Origin of the sequence: Streptomyces sp. NPDC006339 (assembly GCF_040612775.1) — a bacterium.
Taxonomy (GTDB): Bacteria; Actinomycetota; Actinomycetes; order Streptomycetales; family Streptomycetaceae; genus Streptomyces.
This window is the reverse complement of the sequence record NZ_JBEXQW010000009.1, coordinates 1-14052: the sequence shown is the minus strand read 5'-3', so window position 1 is coordinate 14052 and position 14052 is coordinate 1. Positions and strand designations below refer to the sequence as shown.

Below are 14052 nucleotides of genomic sequence, written 5' to 3'. Positions count from 1 at the left end.
CGGGTGGAAAGCGGGTCATGCCGGGGAGGCGGCATGGGTGGTCACGGCCACGCGAAGACGGGAACGGGGTGGCCGGAGTGACGTGGCCGCGTCAGCAGCCGACGTGAACGTAGCAGCGGTTCTTAGGTGAGGCAATCCTTACTTCGAGTACGCATGTGCGCCTTACCTGCGGTTAGTTCACTGTTAAATGTCCTGGTCAAGGCCAATGCCGGGGGCATATCGGACATCGCGCGCCAGGTGTGACCGACCCCTTGCCAGGGACATGACGCTTAGGGTAGGCACACCTTAGTAGGAATGGTTTTCAGCCCTGGATCAAGCAAGGACGGACGCGTGGACTTGAATCGACGGCAACTGCTGTGGGCCTCCGGCGGGATCGGCGCGACGGCCCTGCTGGCCGCCTGCGGCGCCGGTGGCGACACGTCGTCCCCCGACACCGGCAAGAACTCCCCGGCCAAGCCCAAGCGCGGGGGCACCCTGCGGGTGGGCGCCCTGGGCCGGGCGAACGCCATCACCCGTGACCCGCACGGCAGTCAGGCCAACGAGAGCGACTACCTGATCCTCTCGCTGGTCTACGACACGCTCACCGTTCCGGGCGCCAAGCCCAACACGCTTCCCCGCCTCGCGTCCGCCTGGACCCCCTCGGACGACCTGAAGACCTGGCGCTTCACCCTCGCCAAGGGCGCGACGTTCCACGACGGCACCCCGGTCACCGCCGAGGACGTCGTCTACTCGCTGCGCCGTCTGCGCGGCACCCCCTCCGGCGCGTCCCGCCTGCCCGGCATCAAGGCCGAGAACATCAAGGCCGAAGGCACCGGCACCGTCGTCCTCGTCTCCGACTACGCCAACGCCGAACTCCCGCTCCTGACGCGCCTGACCACCTTCGTGATCAAGAAGGGCACGACGGACAAGGACATCGAGAAGGCCCCCGGCACCGGCCCGTTCAAGCTGGAGTGGTTCCGCGCCGGCAACGCCCGCCTCGTGCGCAACGAGGACTGGTACGGCGGCGAGGTCCTCCTCGACGCCGTCGAAGTCAAGATCTTCGAGTCCCCGCAGGCCCTGTCCAACGCCCTCCTCGCCGGCCAGATCGACGTCGCCTCCAACGTCGGCGCCGTCGCGGCCCGCACCGCCGAGAAGCGCCAGGACATCCAGATCGTGCGCCGGCCCAACGACATGGCGATGCCCCTCGTCATGCGCACCGCCCCCGGCTCCCCCTTCGCCGACCCGAGGGTCCGCGAGGCGCTGCGCCTGGCCGTCGACCGGGAGGCCATGGTCAAGCAGGTGCTCTCCGGCTACGGCTCCGTCGCCAACGACATCCTCGGCACCGGCGACCCGGTGTACGCCAAGGACATCCCGCAGCGGCCGCGCGACCTCGCCAAGGCCAAGTCGCTGCTGAAGCAGGCCGGTTTCGACCTGTCGAAGACGTACGAGCTCGTGACGACCGAGGACGTCCCCGGTCTCGCCGAGATGGCCACGCTCTTCGCCACGCAGGTCCGCGAGGCCGACGTCAAGATCAAGGTGACGAAGCAGGAGTCGGGCGCCTTCTGGGAGAAGACCTGGCTCAAGGGCGACCTGTACACCACGTACTGGGGAACCAACGACTCCGTCGTCTTCTTCGCCAGCAAGGTCATGGTCTCCGAGAGCGGCACCAACGAGACCGGCTGGAAGAACCCCGCCTTCGACGCCGCGTACCGCAAGGCCATGGCGACCAAGGACCCCGCCGCGCGGGCCACGCTGCTGCACGAGGTGCAGAAGATCCAGTTCGAGGCGTCCGGCTACCTGCTGTGGGGCATGGCCGACGGCATCGACCTGGCCACCGCGGCCGTACGCGGCCTGCCGACGCTTCCCGGCTACGGCCGCGTCCAGCTCGAGCGGGCATGGCTGAACCGCTGACGGACACCGTGAACCGGCCGGGCACCGGGGCGCGCGGAGCCGAGACCTCCGCGCCGTCCCGGCCCGGGCTGTTCACGGCGCTCCGGATACTCGGCGTTCTGGCGCGCCGGGCCCTGCTGCTCGCCGTGCTCCTCGCCGTCCTGTTCGCCGCGATCGAGCTGCTGCCCGGCGACGCGGCGACCGCGACGGCCGACCGGGGGGAGAGCGCGGCCGACATCGCCGAGCGACGGGCTCTCCTCGGCCTCGACCGGCCGGTCATGGAACGGTTCACCGACTGGATGACCGGCCTGCCCACCGGAGACCTCGGCATGTCGGCGCGCGGCGAACCGGTCGTCGACCTGCTCGCCCGTCCCTTCCCCAACACCCTTCTCCTGGGCGGCCTGGCGCTCCTCGTCACGCTCCTCGCCTCGCTGGCCCTGGGCGGATGGGCCGCGCTGCGGCCCGGCGGCCGGGTCGACCGGGTGATCTCCGCGACCGCGACCGGAATCCTCGCGCTGCCGGAGTTCGTCGTCGCCGTCGCTCTCGTCCTTGTCTTCGCCCAGGGCCTCGCCTGGCTGCCGGCCGTCACCCTGTCCGACAGCGACGGCGCCCCCGCGTCCTGGCAGATGCTCGTCCTGCCGGTCGTCGCGCTGTCGATCCCGCAGATCGGCTGGAACACCCGCATCGTGCGGGCCGCCCTCGCCGACGAGGCCAGGGCCCCGCACGTGGAGACCGCCGTCCTCGACGGGCTGCCGAGCCACCGCGTCCTCACCCACCACGTCCTGCCGGGGGCCCTGCCCGCCATCGCCGCCGGCCTCGCCACCTCGACCGGCATGCTCCTCGGCGGAGCGGTCGTCGTCGAGACCATCTTCAACTACCCCGGCATCGGAGCGGTTCTCGCCGGAGCCGTCACCGACCGGGACAGCCCCGTCATCGCCGGCGTCGTCGCCGTCACCGGAGCCGTCATCACCGGCGTGCTCCTCCTCGCCGACCTCGTACGGGCCAGGGCATCCGGAGGAAGCCTGTGACCGCCACCCGGACCGGACCCCTCACCCCGCGCACGCGCTCCCGCCGCCGCACGGTGCTCCCCACCCTGCCCGCGCTGCTCCTCGTCCTGCTCGCCGTGGCCGGGCCGTGGCTGGCCCCGCACGCGATCGACGCGCCCGTCACCGCCCCTTACGCCGAGGCCGGCGACGGCGCCCTCCTCGGCGGCGACCAGCTCGGCCGCGACGTCCTGACCCGGCTGCTGGCGGGAGGCCGCGACCTCATCACGACCTCCCTCGTCGTGACCGCCCTGATCACCGCCACCGCCGCCGTCCTCGGCACGGTCGCGGCCCTGCGCCCCGGCGTCGGCCGGGTCGTCGACCGCGCCGCCGACGTCCTCATGCTGCTGCCCCCCGTCCTCGGCATCCTCCTCATCGCCCTGTCCTGGCCCGCCGGAGGACGCCTCGCCCTGATCGTCGCGGCCTACGCCCTCGGGGTGCCCTACGCGGTGCGCGTGGCCGCCGCCGCGGCGGCGCCCGTCGTCGCCTCCGGCTACATCGAGGCGGCCGCAGCCGGCGGCGAACGCCTCTGGTACCTCGTCGTACGCGACGTCCTGCCCAATCTGCGCGCCACCCTCCTCGCCCTCTTCGGGCTCCGGTTCGTCGCCGCCGTGTACGTCGTCGCCACCGCCGGCTTCCTCCAGGTCGGACCCCAACCCCCGGCGGCCGACTGGGCCCTGATGATCCGCGAGAACGCCGGCGGCATCCTCCTCAACCCCTGGGCCGTCCTGGCCCCCAGCATCGCCATCGGTCTCCTGGCCATGAGCGTCAACCTGGCCGCCGCGACGCTCGTCCCCGACAGCGGCCGAAAGGCGGTGACCGTCCTGTGAACCACATGCCCCACTGGTACCCGGAGCAGCAGGCACCGGATGGCCGGCCAGCCGAGGACCAGCCACCGGAGGGCCGGGCCGCCGTCCGCGTCCACGGCCTCACCCTCACCGGGCCCGACGGCCGACCGCTCCTGGAGGGCGGCGACCTCGCCCTGCGCCCCGGCCGGGTCGTCGCCCTCACCGGCCCGTCCGGATGCGGCAAGACCACCCTGCTCCGCGCCGTCGCCGGCGTCCTGCCTCCCGGTGCCCGGCGCACGGCGGGCGACATCGACGTCCTCGGCCAGGACCCCTTCGCCCTGCCCGACACGGCCCTGCGCGCCCTGCGCCGCCACCGCCTCGCCTACGTCGGCCAGGACCCCGGCTCCGGCCTCAACCCCCGGATGACGGTGCGCCGCCTGCTCGCCGAAGTCGCCGTCGACCCGAGCCCGGAAGCCCTCCGCGCCCTCCTCACCGAAGTGCGGCTCCCCACCGACGGAGACCTGGCCGACCGGCGTCCCGGCGCCCTCTCCGGCGGCCAGCAGCGGCGCGTCGCCCTCGCCCGCGCGCTGGCCCGCCGCCCCGCCGTCCTCCTCCTCGACGAACCCACCGCGGGCCTGGACGCGCACCTGCGCGACGAGATCGGCGAACTGCTGCGCCACCTGGCCGAACAGCACCGCATCGCGATCGCCCTGTCCTGCCACGACGCCGACCTCGTCACCCGGCTCGCCGACGAGATCGTGGAACTCCGCCCCCGGACCTCGCCCACGACACCCCCGCGCATCCCCGCGCCCCGGTCCGCCCCCGCACAGGCCACCGCCGCCGCCCCGATGCTGACCGTCACCGGACTGACGGCCGCCTTCGGCCACCGCGGGCGCCGCACACCCGTACTGCACGGCGTCGACCTCACCGTCCCGGCCGGCGGCAGTCTGGGCGTCGTCGGCGCCTCCGGCTCCGGCAAGACCACCCTGATGCGCACCGTCGTCGGCCTGCACCGCCCGACCGGCGGCACCATCACCCTCGACGGCACCACGCTGCACGCCTCCGCGACCCGCCGCACCCGCGAGCAGCGCCGCCGCCTCCAGCTCATCCCCCAGAACCCCCTCGGCACCCTCAACCCCAGCCGTACCGTCGGCTCGGCGATCGGCCGCCCCCTCGTCCTCCACGGCCGGGCGCCACGCGCGCAGGCAGCCGATCGCGTGGCCGAACTCCTCGAACAGGTGGGCCTGCCCGCCGACTTCGCGGCGCGCTACCCCCACGAACTGTCCGGCGGCCAACGGCAGCGCGCCTCCATAGCCCGCGCCCTCGCGGCCGACCCCGACATCCTCGTGTGCGACGAGGTGACCTCCGCCCTCGACGCCGACACCGCCGACTCCGTCATGAACCTGCTGGACGACCTGCGCGTCCGACGGAACCTCGGTCTCGTCCTCATCAGCCACGACCTCCGCCTGGTCGCGGACCGCACCGACAGCATGCTGGTCCTGTCGGAAGGACGAGCCGTCGAGCAGGGCCCCACGGCGAAGATCTTCGCCCGCCCCGACCACCCGGTGACCGCGGCGCTGCTCGGAGTCGTGCCGGTCGAATGACCGTACGGAGCGGGGCCCGGCCCGGGGACGCTCGGCAACCGGGCCCCGGACCTCAGGCGGCCTCAGGCCGACCTCAGGCCGGCGTGGCCTGGAGCACGAGGTTGCCGTCGTACCGCCCCTCGTCGGGGTCCCAGCGGCCCCCGCAGGTGACCAGCACCAGTCGATGGGCCCCGTCGGCCGTGAACAGGTCCGTGGGCAGGGCGCCCTGCGCGTGGAGACGGCGGGACACGATCCGGTAGGCGTACGTCCGGCCGTTCGCCGCGCGGATCTCCACCCGGGTGCCGCGAGGCAGGTCGTGGAGGGCCGCGAACGGGGCCGGTCCCGACGGGGTGTCCACGTGGCCCGCGAGGAGCGTGGTTCCGCGTGCGGCGCCGACCGGGGCACCGAGCGCCCACCAGCCGGCGACGTCCGCCTCCTCGGGGAGGTCGAGCACGCCGTCCCGGTCGGCGCCCACGGGGCGTACGGTCACCCGGAGGCCGTCCGGGCCCCGCAGTTCGAGCGGGGGCGAGGGCTGGTGCACGCCGCCGGCCGCGGGGAGGGCGGACGTGCCGACGCTCGTCGACCCGTCCACCCGCTGGTCCCCGAACGCCTCCACGCCTCCACCGGCGAGGCGGGCGGCCCCCGCCGCCGTCAGTCCCGCGCCGAGCAGCATCACGATGGCCGCACCGGCGCGTCGCCCGAGACGGGTCAACGGGCCCGGCGCGTACGGCGGTCCCGGACGAACCACACGCCGCCGAGCGCCGCCAGCACGCCGCCGCCGGCCAGAGCGGCGACCCCGGTCATGGTGCGCGCGTCGTCAGAGGCCGCCAGGTGCCCGCCGCTGCCGGCCTTCACCGTCCCCGGGTGCTTCGCCGCGTGGCAGACGCCGCCCCGGACCATGTCCAGGTGCATCGCCACCACCGGGCGCGCGGCGCGCGCCGCGGCCTTGACCTCGCTGTCGTCGCCGGACGCGAGCTCGGTGTCGATGAGGGCGAGGGTCTTGGTGTGCGCCGCGTCCTGGGCCGTGAGCCAGGCGGCGTCGTAGCCGGACGTACCCGCCTTGGCCCGGACCGCCGCGAGCTCGGCCTTCTGCTCGGCGGTCGGCTCCGCGGGCAGCGCGACGCCCAGCTTCGCCGCCAGCGCCTTCCCGTCGGCGTCCAGCTTCGTGTGGTCGCGGACGAGCACCCGCCCGACCTCCTGCACACAGGCGCTGATGCCGTTCTTCTGCGCGTCCCGGCCGGCCGCGATCTCCGCGAGGTTCCCCTGGTGCGCCGATTTCAGGAACGTCGCGTCCTGATCGCCCACCTGGGCCGCCGCGGCCTGCGGCACGGCTATCGCGCACGTGGCCACGAGGAGGGCGGCGACGGTGGCCAGACGGTTGCTCTTCACAACGGGCTCCTTTCCTGCCGTGGGCACACGCCACACGGTGCGACGAGGTGTCGTACGAGCACCTCGGGAACCATTCGTCCCCCGCGACACGCCGAGGGGCGCGGGAGTTTCCGCGTTTCACCCGGATGACGGCCACGTTCCGCGGCCATGTTCCACGCCGGGCGGGCGCGGATCGTGGCTCGCGCGCCTTCAGGCGAGGGCGTCGACCGCGAGGGTGAAGACCCGGGGCATGCGGGCCGCGGCGGGCACGATCAGGTCCGCGAGCCGCGGCTGCTGCCGGGCCCGGAGCAGGCCGTGGGTCAGAAGCCGGTGCCGGAGGGTCGCCCGTCGCCAGGCGGTCTCGTACGCGGCGGGGGTGCCGCGCCGCAACTGGTCGACCAGCACCCGGGCGCCGGCGAGGGCCAGGGCGACACCCTCCCCGGTCAGCGCGTCGACGTATCCGGCGGCGTCGCCCACGAGCAGGACGCGGCCGTGTACGCGGGCACGCACCCGCTGCCGGAGGGGACCCGCACCCCGCACCGCGCCCACCGCCGCCTCGGGAGGCAGCAGCGCCGCGAGCCCGGGGAAGGCGGCCACCTGCTCGTCGAACGGCGCGCGCCGGGAGGTCAGCAGCGCGACGCCGAGGAGCCGCGGCCCCAGCGGCGTGAGGTACGCCTCGCCGTACGGGCCCCAGTGGACCTCGACGTACGAGGACGGCGGCTCGACGGCGTAGTGCCGCCGCAGGCCGTAACGGGAGCGGTCCTGGCCGGTCGCCGCCCCCAGGCCGAGGGAGCGTCGCACCGGCGAGTGCAGCCCGTCCGCCGCGACGAGCCAGCGGGCCCGTACGCCCGTCGCGCTCTCGGAGACACCCGTGGCGTCCTGGCGCACGTCCCGTACGCGCAGCGGCAGGACGGGCACTCCGGCGGCGACGACCGCGGTGTGCAGGACGGAGTGCAGGAGCGTGCGCCGTACCCCGAGTCCCTGACCCCGCCGGAACTCGGCCTGGGCGTGGTGCGGGCCCTGCCGGTAGCGGATGCCGGCGATCGGCTGGCCCGGCACCTGAAGGCCCAGTGCGCGCAGCTCCCGCACCGCCCCGGGCATCAGCCCCTCACCGCACGCCTTGTCGACGGGCGCGCCGCGCGGTTCGGCCACGACGACGTCGAATCCCGCCCGCACGGCGTGGAGGGCCGTGGCCAGTCCCGCGGGGCCGCCGCCGGCGATCAGCAGATCGGGCGTGCGGCTCACGCCGCGACCGCCCGGCCGAGCGCGGCGTTCTCGCACCGCACGCGGACGGCGAGCAGCGCCGCGTTGGCCAGGGTGAAGACGGTGGCCGTCAGCCACCCGGAGTACACGAGGGGCAGCGCCGCGATCTCGGCCACGACCGCGACGTAGTTGGGGTGGCGCAGGAAGCGGTAGGGCCCGGCGGCGCGCACGAGACGGGCGCCCGGGACGACGATGACCCGGGTGTTCCAGTACGGCCCCAGGCTCGCGACGCACCACCAGCGCAGGGCCTGGGCCAGCAGCACCACGACCAGCATCGTCCAGCCGAGCGGCGGGAGGAACGCCCGACGGGCCAGCCAGGGCTCGATCAGGCAGCTCGCGAGGAGAGCGGAGTGCAGGGCCACCATGACGGGGTAGTGGCCGCGGCCGTACTCGACACCGCTCCGGGCCAGGGTCCAGGCGGCGTTCCGTCGCGCGACGACCAGTTCCACGAGACGTTCGCCGGCGACGGCGCCCACGAGCAGGGCGTACCACAGCATGATCCTCGGCCTTTCACCAGCGCGGCAGGACGGACTCGACGCGGAAGCCGGGCCGCACGGCCGTCACCGGACGCCACGGGCCCGGGCCGGCTCGACACGGCCCGCCGCCGGGGGCGAGGCGGGTGCGACGGGACCGGTCGTGGGGACACGCATGCCGTACGTCTCCTCACGTCCGGTCACGGGACTACCTTGCACCCGTGTCTCTATACCCCTCCGCCGTGCCGGTGCGCGCGACACACCGGTCGGCCGCCCTGCTGCGCTCGTGTCACCCGGAGCCGACGCTGGCCGTGACCGTGTTCGTCACGGCCCTGGCGGCGGCGTCGGGGCGAGGAGCGAGCGGCACCGCGGCGGTCGCCGCGGCGGTGCTGGCCGGCCAGTTGTCGGTCGGATGGTGCAATGACGCCGTGGACGCGGCCCGCGACACCGCCGCCGGCCGACCGGACAAACCCGTCGCGGCCGGCGCCCTCTCCCCTCGGACGGTCGCCGTGGCGGCCACGGCGGCCCTGCTCGTCTGCGTGCCGCTGTCCCTGCTCAGTGGCGTGCCGGCGGCGCTCGCCCACCTCACGGGCGTGGTGGCCGGCGGCTGGGCCTACAACCTGGCCCTGAAGCGCACGAGGCTCTCGCCCCTGCCGTACGCCGTCGGGTTCGCGTCGCTGCCGGCCTTCGTCACGCTCGGCCTGCCCGGCCACCCGTGGCCCGCGTGGTGGGCCGTCGTCACCAGCGCGCTGCTGGGCGTCGGCGCCCATGGGCTGAACGTGCTCCCGGACATCGAGGACGACCTCGCGGCGGGCGTGCGCGGGCTGCCGCAGCGTCTCGGCGCCCTGCTCAGCCGCCGGCTCGCCCTGGCCGTCCTGCTCGCGGCGGTCGCGGTCGTGACCCTGGGACCGCCGGGCGCCCCGGGAACGTCCGGCTGGGCGTGCGCGGCCGCCGCGGTGTGCGCCGCCGCCGCGGGGACGGTCCCGCGGTGGCGGGAGGGCGGCCGGTGGCCTTTCCGCGCCGCGGTGGTGGCGGCGGGCATGGTCGTCGCCCAGCTCATGATCCGAGGGGGCGAGCTCGTGTGACGGCTCCGTGGTGCTCCGTTCCCGGTGAGAGGACAATGGGCGGCGAGGGGTGCGAAGGAGCACGATGACGCGTTCGAGTTCGGCCGGGATCGCGCGGGCGCACGGCTGGTTCCACCTCGTGACCGGAGCCTGGCCGCTCGTCCACCGGCGCAGCTTCGAGGGGATCACCGGTCCGAAGACGGACGTCTGGCTGCTCCAGACGGTCTCCGGGCTCCTCGTGACGATCGGCTGGACCCAGATCCGCGCCGCCTCCACCGACCACGGGCCCGAGGCCGCCCGACGACTGGGGACCATGACCGCCCTCACCCTGATCGCGATCGACGTCGTCTACGCGACGCGGGGACGGATCCGCCCGGTCTACTTCGTCGACGCCGTCTTCCAGCTCCTGTGGCTGGCGGCGTGGCAGCGCCGAGACCGGGACCGGACCGCCACCCGATGAGGGGCGTCCCGGGCCGGCACCCGCCGCCGCTCCACGGCGGTGATCACGCGGACGGACCGTTGAGCCGCGGCTCGCCGGGTACGAGGGCATCACAGGTCAGCAGCGGAGAGGAAGAGGGGCGCCGATGAGTGGAGCGTTGACGGCGGGAGGGTGGGGCCTGTTCGCCGGGGCGGCCCTGCTGATCGGGGCCGCTGTCGGCTCGCTGGTGCGCGTCCCGCCACGGCTGATCGCGCTGGTGATGGCTTTCGGCAGCGGCGTGTTGCTGGCCGCGGTGTCCTTCGAGCTGATCGCCGACGCCTACGAGCGCTCCGGGATCTGGCCGGTGGTGGCGGGAGCGGTCGGGGGCGCGTCCGTGTACACGGGCGCCAACGCGCTGCTGGCGCGGCGCGGTGCGCAGCACCGGAAGCGCTCGGGGGACCAACAGCCCTCCGAGGCCGAGGCACCGGGGTCGGGCAACGCCATCGCCTTGGGGGCGCTCCTCGACGGCGTTCCGGAGTCCGTGGTGATCGGGACGAGCCTACTGGGCGGCGGGCACCTCGGCGTCGCGACGGTGGGAGCGGTCTTCATCAGCAACATTCCCGAGGGGCTGGCGAGTTCGTCCGGCATGAGGAGCGCCGGACGCAGCCGGACCTACGTGTTCGCCCTGTGGTCGGGCATCGCCGTGATCAGCGGGCTGGCGGCGCTGGCGGGGTACACCCTGCTCGGCGGGGCTTCCGACGCGACGATGGCGGTGATCACCGCCGTCGCCGGAGGGGCGATCCTGGCGATGATCGCCGACACGATGGTCCCCGAGGCGTACAGCAAGGTGCACCTGCTGACGGGGCTGGTGACCGTGGTCGGATTCCTGTCCGCCTTCGCGCTGTCCCACCTGTAGACCACCGGCGCGCGGCCGCGCGGGACGCGTGGGTCAGCGCGGCCCGTCCGGCTCCGGGGCGCCCTCGACGCGCACGCCCCGCCGGAAGGCCACATGGTCCTTGATCTTCCGGGCCGGCGGGGTCGGCCCGGGGTAGTACCAGGCGGCATCGCGATTCGTCCGCCCGTCGATCTCCAGGCTGTAGTACCGGGCCACGCCCTTCCAGGGGCACCAGGACCTGGTCCGGCTCGGCCTGACGTACCGCCGGTCGAGCGACTCCGGCGGAAAGTAGTGGTGGCCCTCCACCATCACCGTCCGCCGGGACTCAGCGATCACCTTGCCGTTCCACACCGCACGCAGCATGGCCGAACTCCTCGAACTCCCTCCGCTTCACCGGCACCCCGCTGACGGAAGCGAGGGCACCGATGCGCACGGGTCCAGGCTAGTCCGGCCGGCCGGATGGGAACGAACCCCTGGCGCGGTGGCCTCGCCCGGCCGTGTGCAGCGTGGCGGGCTGCCGTTCCAGACCGGGCGCTCGGCGAGAGCGGAGGGGAACGGCGCGACGCCCAGCAGGGCCGCCGTGGTCTCCGCGGTGAGGCGATGCCAGCGGCGGGCCTGGCGGAGCATCGCGTGCCCACCGTGCGGCATGCGCAGACCCCTCACCCGCGCCCCGGCCGACTGGGCACGGGTCAGGTAGGCCCAGGTGTCCTCGGCGGAGGTGATCCGGTCGGCCTCATCGTGGAAGGCGCAGACCGTGCGGCCCCGCAGGTGGGCGGCCGGTTCCGCCGGCGGGCACCAAGGGGCCAGGGCGACCACCCCCGTGACGCCCGGATCCGCCGCCGCGCGCAGCGCCGCTCGCGCGCCCATGGAGTGGCCGACGAGGACCACGGGGACCGGGCCGACGAGGTCGCGCAGTTCCGCGAGGGCGCGCTGGGTGTCGGCGACCGGGTGCGCGTGGTCGCCGTTCCAGCCCCGACGCTCGTAGCGGACGTGGGCGACGAGGACGTCGTCGTGGGCGGTGGCCCGCGCGATGGCCCGTGCGAAGGGCCGCATCCGCAGGGCGGGAAGGTTCAGGGGCGGCGGCGCCTCCAGGGCGTCCGCCCGGCCGCCGTGGAGGACGAGGACCGCGGCCCGTGCCCGCCGCGGCGGGCGACGGTCGTGGACGGGGGCCAGTGCCGGGGCCGTGCGCGCGCCGCGCGCTTTTCGTGTCGGAGCCATGCCTCAGCCTCTCGCCCCCGCAGCGACGGGCCGCCGCCGGGGTGGCCCCGGTTCCCCGGACCGGCCATGAAGCGGGCCGGCCGCCGATCGGCCACGGCCCCGAAGCCGGTCGCCACAGCCCCTATGGCCACGCCCGCGGCGTCGAGCCGTCCAGTCGGCCCCCACCTGCGAGGAGTGCCCCCGTCCGACCGGCGTCCTCACTCTTTCGGGTGGCGGACCAATCCACCGGGCGAGTGCCGCCGAATGCCCGGTGTGACCACCCTCCGCACCCTCATCGTCCGGTTCTCCCCGGGAGCACTGGCCGGCCTGCTCGCCGGATTCACCGCGCTGGCCGTCGCGGAACTGGCCGCCGCCCTGGTGAGGCCCGCCGCCGGGCCGGTGACGGTGGTCGGCGGTGCGGTGATCGACCGGACGCCGGCCCCCGTGAAGGACTTCGCGATCCGCACGTTCGGTGAGGACGACAAGCTCGTCCTCCAACTGGGCATCCTGCTCCTGCTCGCGCTGTTCGCGATCCTCTTGGGCGTGTCGGCGCTCCGGCGCCGACGGCTGGGAGCGGCCGGAGTGCTGCTCTTCGGGGTCGTCGGGGCGGCCGCCGCTCTGAGCCGCCCGGACACCGCGGGCGCCGGAGACGCCCTGCCGTCCATGGCCGGGGCGGTGGCGGGAGCCGCCGTGCTGTATCTCCTCACGGGCAGAGCCACCCCCGCCGGCTCCCCGAGCGCCGACGAGGGCACCGGGGGCGGGTGGAGCCGGCGGGGGTTTCTGACCACGGCCACCGCCACGGCCGTGGCCGCCACCGGGGCGGGCGTGCTGGGGCGCGTGCTGTCGCAGCGGCGTGGACAGGGCGCGGTCGCCTCCCGCGCCGGCCTGGTACTGCCCGCTCCGGCGTCACCGGCCCCTCCCGTTCCGGCGGGAGCCCGGCTCGAGGTGTCCGGGATCAGCCCGTTCGTCACGCCGAACCGGGACTTCTACCGGGTGGACACCGCCCTCGTCGTACCCCGCGTCGATGCGGGCACATGGCGGCTGCGGATCCACGGCACGGGCGTCACCCGCCCCCGTACGTACACGCTCGCCGAGCTCCTCACGCGCCCGCTGATCGAACGGGACATCACGCTGACCTGTGTGTCGAACGAGGTCGGCGGGCCGTACGTCGGCAACGCGCGCTGGCTCGGGGTGCGCCTGGCCGATCTGCTGGCCGAGTGCGGAGTGCGTCCGCCCTCGCGGGGCGGCGAGGCCGACCAGTTGGTGGCGCGCTCCGTGGACGGCATGACCCTCGGCAGCCCGGTCGAGGACGTCATGGACGGCCGTGACGCGATGCTCGCGGTCGGCATGAACGGCGAACCGCTTCCCTTCGACCACGGTTTCCCCGTCCGCATGCTCGTTCCCGGCCTCTACGGGTACGTCTCCGCCTGCAAGTGGATCGAGGACATCGAACTCACCACGTTCGACGCCTACGACCCCTACTGGGTGAAGCGGAAGTGGGCCCGCCGGGCGCCGGTCAAGACCCAGGCGCGCATCGACACCCCCAGGCCGTTCGCCCGCCCCGCCGCCGGCACCGTGACGGTGGCCGGAGTGGCCTGGGCCCAGCGTCGTGGCATCACCCGGGTCGAGGTACGGATCGACGACGGGCCCTGGCAGGACGCCGACCTCGCCGCCCAGGACACCGTCGACACCTGGCGCCAGTGGTCCTACCGCTGGCAGGCCACCCCCGGCGGACACACCGTCACCGTCCGCGCCACCGACGGCACGGGACAGGTCCAGACCGAACGGCGTACGCGGACCGTTCCCGACGGGGCGAGCGGCCGGCACAACGTCTTCCTCACCGTGACCTGAACCACCGAACCACCGAGCAACTGAACCACCGGACCACCGGACCACCGAACCACTGAACCACTGAACCACCGGACCCCAACCCGGGCCCGGAGAGACCACACCGCGATTCCGATCCAGAGCACCAACTCTTCTTAGGAGCAACAGAGATGAACACCCTGCGCATCCGTCGTGGCGCGATCGCCGTCGCCGCCGCCGCCGTCCTTCCCCTCTCGCTCGCCGCCTGCTCGGACTCCGACAGCG

14 protein-coding genes and 1 pseudogene are annotated in these 14052 nt (G+C 74.5%); 9 read left to right on the top strand and 6 right to left on the bottom strand.

Going from position 1 to position 14052, the window contains the following annotated elements:
- The first annotated feature begins 330 nt into the window (after positions 1–330).
- From ABZ135_RS09420 to ABZ135_RS09405, 4 genes are read left to right on the top strand one after another with little or no spacing between them, the layout of a single operon-like run.
- Positions 331–1890 carry an ABC transporter substrate-binding protein gene (locus tag ABZ135_RS09420; RefSeq protein ID WP_356693519.1) on the top strand — a complete coding sequence of 520 codons (1560 nt, stop codon included), beginning with the start codon at positions 331–333 and terminating at the stop codon, positions 1888–1890.
- Positions 1875–2897 carry an ABC transporter permease gene (locus ABZ135_RS09415; RefSeq protein WP_356693517.1) on the top strand — a complete coding sequence of 341 codons (1023 nt, stop codon included), beginning with the start codon at positions 1875–1877 and terminating at the stop codon, positions 2895–2897. Before ABZ135_RS09420 ends, ABZ135_RS09415 begins: the two co-directional genes overlap by 16 nt.
- Entirely contained in the window at positions 2894–3742 is an 849-nt protein-coding gene (locus ABZ135_RS09410; protein ID WP_356693515.1) for an ABC transporter permease subunit, read from the top strand. The genes ABZ135_RS09415 and ABZ135_RS09410 overlap by 4 nt, the downstream gene beginning before the upstream one ends.
- A 5-nt stretch (positions 3743–3747) precedes the next feature.
- Complete coding sequence (locus ABZ135_RS09405; RefSeq protein ID WP_356693821.1) at positions 3748–5304, top strand: ABC transporter ATP-binding protein; 1557 nt, start codon at positions 3748–3750, stop codon at positions 5302–5304.
- A gap of 73 nt (positions 5305–5377) precedes the next feature.
- Here the strand turns inward: ABZ135_RS09405 and ABZ135_RS09400 are convergent, their stop codons facing one another.
- The 4 genes from ABZ135_RS09400 to ABZ135_RS09385 all read right to left on the bottom strand — a co-directional run bounded on the left by ABZ135_RS09400 (position 5378) and on the right by ABZ135_RS09385 (position 8411).
- Positions 5378–5995, bottom strand: a complete 618-nt coding sequence (locus tag ABZ135_RS09400; RefSeq protein WP_356693513.1) for a class F sortase — start codon at positions 5993–5995, stop codon at positions 5378–5380.
- The gene (locus tag ABZ135_RS09395) at positions 5992–6672 is read right to left on the bottom strand and encodes a DUF4142 domain-containing protein (RefSeq protein WP_356693511.1); all 681 of its coding nucleotides are present in this window, start codon (positions 6670–6672) and stop codon (positions 5992–5994) included. Before ABZ135_RS09395 ends, ABZ135_RS09400 begins: the two co-directional genes overlap by 4 nt.
- Positions 6673–6861: 189 nt before the next feature.
- Entirely contained in the window at positions 6862–7896 is a 1035-nt protein-coding gene (locus ABZ135_RS09390; protein WP_356693509.1) for an NAD(P)/FAD-dependent oxidoreductase, read from the bottom strand.
- Positions 7893–8411: an isoprenylcysteine carboxyl methyltransferase family protein gene (locus ABZ135_RS09385; RefSeq protein WP_356693507.1), complete on the bottom strand. Its 519-nt coding sequence runs from the start codon at positions 8409–8411 to the stop codon at positions 7893–7895. The genes ABZ135_RS09390 and ABZ135_RS09385 overlap by 4 nt, the downstream gene beginning before the upstream one ends.
- A 197-nt stretch (positions 8412–8608) precedes the next feature.
- Between ABZ135_RS09385 and ABZ135_RS09380 the strand changes: the two genes are divergently transcribed.
- The 3 genes from ABZ135_RS09380 to ABZ135_RS09370 all read left to right on the top strand — a co-directional run bounded on the left by ABZ135_RS09380 (position 8609) and on the right by ABZ135_RS09370 (position 10785).
- The gene (locus ABZ135_RS09380; RefSeq protein ID WP_356693506.1) at positions 8609–9472 is read left to right on the top strand and encodes a UbiA family prenyltransferase; all 864 of its coding nucleotides are present in this window, start codon (positions 8609–8611) and stop codon (positions 9470–9472) included.
- 64 nt (positions 9473–9536) lie between these two features.
- Positions 9537–9911, top strand: coding sequence for a hypothetical protein (locus ABZ135_RS09375; protein WP_356693504.1), 375 nt, complete (start codon positions 9537–9539; stop codon positions 9909–9911).
- A gap of 124 nt (positions 9912–10035) precedes the next feature.
- On the top strand, positions 10036–10785 hold the full coding sequence (locus tag ABZ135_RS09370) for a ZIP family zinc transporter (RefSeq protein WP_356693502.1): 750 nt from the start codon (positions 10036–10038) through the stop codon (positions 10783–10785).
- A 33-nt stretch (positions 10786–10818) separates the two neighbouring features.
- On the opposite strand, the gene ABZ135_RS09365 is transcribed toward ABZ135_RS09370, so the two are convergent.
- Together ABZ135_RS09365 and ABZ135_RS09360 are read right to left on the bottom strand one after the other, a co-directional pair.
- Positions 10819–11127, bottom strand: a complete 309-nt coding sequence (locus ABZ135_RS09365) for a DUF427 domain-containing protein (protein WP_356693500.1) — start codon at positions 11125–11127, stop codon at positions 10819–10821.
- Positions 11128–11154: 27 nt separating this feature from the next.
- Entirely contained in the window at positions 11155–11982 is an 828-nt protein-coding gene (locus tag ABZ135_RS09360) for an alpha/beta fold hydrolase (RefSeq protein ID WP_356693498.1), read from the bottom strand.
- Positions 11983–12225: 243 nt separating this feature from the next.
- Between ABZ135_RS09360 and ABZ135_RS09355 the strand changes: the two genes are divergently transcribed.
- Together ABZ135_RS09355 and ABZ135_RS09350 are read left to right on the top strand one after the other, a co-directional pair.
- The gene (locus tag ABZ135_RS09355) at positions 12226–13812 is read left to right on the top strand and encodes a molybdopterin-dependent oxidoreductase (RefSeq protein WP_356693496.1); all 1587 of its coding nucleotides are present in this window, start codon (positions 12226–12228) and stop codon (positions 13810–13812) included.
- A 146-nt stretch (positions 13813–13958) separates the two neighbouring features.
- A pseudogene (locus tag ABZ135_RS09350) lies at positions 13959–14052 on the top strand (fasciclin domain-containing protein); the annotation flags it as partial.

Excerpts from the sequence above, each read along its gene's own strand:
- ABZ135_RS09375 (WP_356693504.1), top strand. The coding sequence starts at position 9,537 with ATGACGCGTTCGAGTTCGGCCGGGATCGCGCGGGCGCACGGCTGGTTC.
- ABZ135_RS09415 (WP_356693517.1), top strand. The coding sequence starts at position 1,875 with ATGGCTGAACCGCTGACGGACACCGTGAACCGGCCGGGCACCGGGGCG.
- ABZ135_RS09405 (WP_356693821.1), top strand. The coding sequence starts at position 3,748 with ATGCCCCACTGGTACCCGGAGCAGCAGGCACCGGATGGCCGGCCAGCC.
- ABZ135_RS09370 (WP_356693502.1), top strand. The coding sequence starts at position 10,036 with ATGAGTGGAGCGTTGACGGCGGGAGGGTGGGGCCTGTTCGCCGGGGCG.
- ABZ135_RS09360 (WP_356693498.1), bottom strand. The coding sequence starts at position 11,982 with ATGGCTCCGACACGAAAAGCGCGCGGCGCGCGCACGGCCCCGGCACTG.
- ABZ135_RS09385 (WP_356693507.1), bottom strand. The coding sequence starts at position 8,411 with ATGCTGTGGTACGCCCTGCTCGTGGGCGCCGTCGCCGGCGAACGTCTC.
- ABZ135_RS09365 (WP_356693500.1), bottom strand. The coding sequence starts at position 11,127 with ATGCTGCGTGCGGTGTGGAACGGCAAGGTGATCGCTGAGTCCCGGCGG.
- ABZ135_RS09355 (WP_356693496.1), top strand. The coding sequence starts at position 12,226 with ATGCCCGGTGTGACCACCCTCCGCACCCTCATCGTCCGGTTCTCCCCG.